The following is a 3,235-nucleotide window of genomic DNA, read 5'->3' as shown; positions in this document are numbered from 1 at the left end:
CATCATCTGGATCTGTTATATCAGGATCTCCATCGCCATCTGTATCGCGTTGAACGGTAATAGTGAACTCTTCCGTTGAAGTGTTTCCTGCTTGGTCTTTAGCTGCTACTGTAACAATGAATTTGCGTTCTTCTTCCCAATTTGTTGGGTCCTCTGAAGAATCGTTCCAATCTGTTACTTCTGGAGTTCCACTGATTTTTCTTGTCTTAGGATCATAGGTCACTCCTTTTGGTAAGTTATTAACTGTAACTTCTGCCTTTTCATCATCTGTTTCAACAAGAATATCTGTGATACTATTACCTTCGGTCACAGTTTGATCTTCAATCTGTGTAATTTTTGGAGGTGTACTGTCTGGTTCTGCTAAAAACGAATCTGCTGCTAGAGCAGTATTTAAAGAGCTTGTATCCTCTCCTGGGAGAAAAATTGCTGAAGTGAATCTAGTCAATTTATCAATCTTTGGAACTACTATTGAATAACTACCGTAAGAACCATCCACATTAGATACAAAGTTTCTAGCTGTCCCATATGCAACGCCATCTTTAAACCACTGAACTTGATACTCTCTACTTGGTAATAAACCACCTGTTGCTGTACTTACTGTTTCGCCTTCTTTAGCAAAGTTTTGAGCAGTATCATATTCTAATACACTATGCATTGGCTGTGGTGCAATAAATGCAAAGTTAACTTTACTAATATTGCTTGAAGCTAAAACAATTGGAGAAAAATCACCTTTTCCATCTAAATTTTGAAACATATTGGTTTGTGCAGAGTTACTCCATACCGCATAGTCATTTAATAATGCAGATACATACATATAATCCTGGTTAATATGTCTATGCTTTAATCCTATTGTTCCATTCCATGCTCTTAAATCGTTATGAGAAACGTCTTCGTCAGAAACTAATTTCCCAAACTCCTCATCAGAGACTGTCCAAGAAATTTGAGCACCACTATTTTTTTTATAGGGACTAATACCATATAATCCCTTAAACGGAATATAATAGCTTCCATCTGTGTTAACTTTTGCAACAACTGTTTCAGCTAAATGAGATCCTTTCCCATTGGCAGTTTCATAAACAGAAATGATATTAGCTTGAGCCGTCTTAAATTCTTCAAGAGTGTAGTTTGGATGTTCTTTCTTCCAAACATCAAAAAGCTTAGCGACTTCATCATTCACATAAGAAGCAGCAATTTTAACACCGGTTGCATTTATATCCCATTTATTTTTAATCCAACCACCTGCTAATGAACCCTCTGAATCTCGTAAGTCATACCAAACATTCCCTCTGACAGTTCCATAAATGCCTTGATCTGCAAATATTCCATCCTCACTTGGAGGCAATGTATGATCTGCTTCAGGTTTGTGTAAATAATCTTTCAAATTAGGTTTTTCTTGCAAAACTACTTGTGAATTTACTATTCTATTTATTCCAGCTGTAAAATCCCACGACTCGTTCTTTCGGTCTAACCTATCATGAAACCCTGTCATATGGTCTCCGTGCTTAATAACATTGTATTTATCAGGATCAGGGTTTTCTACCCAAGTTCTAATAGAAAATTTGCCATCTCCAGCTAATTTAAAACTATATTCATTTCCTTTAGAATCTACTTCGGGCTTGGATAAATCTATAGCAAATGTACCGTCTGGATTAGTAGTAGTGTAATAAACATTTGATACATGTCCTGCTCCATTAACCCACTGTAAATAAACTTTTACACCCGCTATTCGCTCAGCATCATCTTGATTAGTATCGTGAATTCCTCCATTTTTATAAACCCAAGCAATACCACTATATGTCTGGTTTTTAGTCGAATCTCCCGGAGAATAAATTGCACTTTTTTGCAAATTAGTTTGAATTTCTGAAGATCCAACCAAAGAGTTAGCTCCCACTTTTGCTGCTTCACTACGTTTTCCTGACTCACTGATTACAACAACTTCTACGACATCCATGCTATCTACAGATAAATTGGTGAATTTAAAAGAACCAGCTTCTACTGGAGCTGTTAAAATTGATCCGTCAGCTAATTTAAGCTCTACGCTTTGGCCTTTTGCTTGACCTGTTATTTCAGTATTACTGATATTAAAATATACATTGGTAGCTTTCTCAACTATTTCTTTAGCTTTAACCTGTACTGTTTCACTACGAACCTCATTTTCTCCAATCACAGTTACTTCAACAATTTCCTCACTGGATACTGTTAAATCACTGAATTTAAAAGAGCCTGCTTCTACTGGAGTTGTCAAAATTGTCCCGCCAGCTAATTTAAGCTCCACGCTTTGGCCTTTTGCTTGACCTGTAAGCTCAGTGTTGTCAGCATTAAAAGCTAAGTTAACTGCCTTTTCAACCACAACTGGTTCAGAGACAAGTTCCTTCGCTGAAACATTAGCTTTTGTTGATGTTTTTTGTGCTGGTTCAACTACCGTTTCTTCACCTTCTGTTGGAGAATCAACAGCTGTTTCTTCAACTTTAGATGGATCTTCAGTAGCTGACAAATCAGCTTCTAATGCCGGATCAATTCCCAATCCCTCGTTTTGATTACTATTCCCTATTTCAACTACATCTAATTCTTCAGAACTTGCTGAAGTTAGATTTTCAGCTGAAACACTAATAGTATTGACACCACTAAGAATGAATAGTGATGAAATGAGTACCGAACATGAACCAAAAGCAAATTTCCTAATAGAATATTTATTAGTTTTATTCATTAATTTTCTTTGATTCATAAATTTATTTCTTTTTCCTAACAAAGAATCACCCCTTTAAAATTTTTACATATTAATTGTATACTATTATTATAAAAATTTCTACCATATTATAACTATATGTGTGTTTTTGGGATAGTTAAGATTTATTGTATAATATCCAGTCTCAATAAAAAAAGATCTCTATTTATTAAGTTTTCAGCATCGGCATTTTATGAGAGTATTACTATTCTCGAGTTTCAATGAGGTTGGTACAAAAGCCACTAGAAGGCCCAACTCTTTGATGTGAACCCCCAGAGGTTGGAATTTAAATTTAAGCGGCTAATTGAGTGGTATAGATTTGGTGTTCAGCCGAAGACATGCCGCTCATTTAGCGTAAAATATTTTTTGTAAGCTCCGAGTCTCCGTAGAAAAAGAGACCTCACTTTTGTAGGGTTGTAATACCAACGAAACAATCATAGACAGGAGCTCCCATTTGGAAGACTTTAACACAAAATGATTCACAGCACTAGCACAAGGAGAATCTATTCA

1 protein-coding gene is annotated in these 3,235 nt (G+C 35.8%); it reads right to left on the bottom strand.

Features of this window, described 5'->3' with window-relative positions; translation table 11 throughout:
- Positions 1 to 2,749: YSIRK-type signal peptide-containing protein (locus ACQV2G_RS08950; protein WP_428876631.1), on the bottom strand; the 2,749-nt coding region annotated here is incomplete at its 3' end.
- Positions 2,750 to 3,235 lie beyond the last annotated feature (486 nt).

This window comes from Facklamia sp. P12955 (genome assembly GCF_050409565.1).
Lineage (GTDB): Bacteria > Bacillota > Bacilli > Lactobacillales > Aerococcaceae > Facklamia.
Note: the sequence above shows the minus strand (reverse complement) of the source record. Positions and strands in the feature narration are given on the sequence as shown.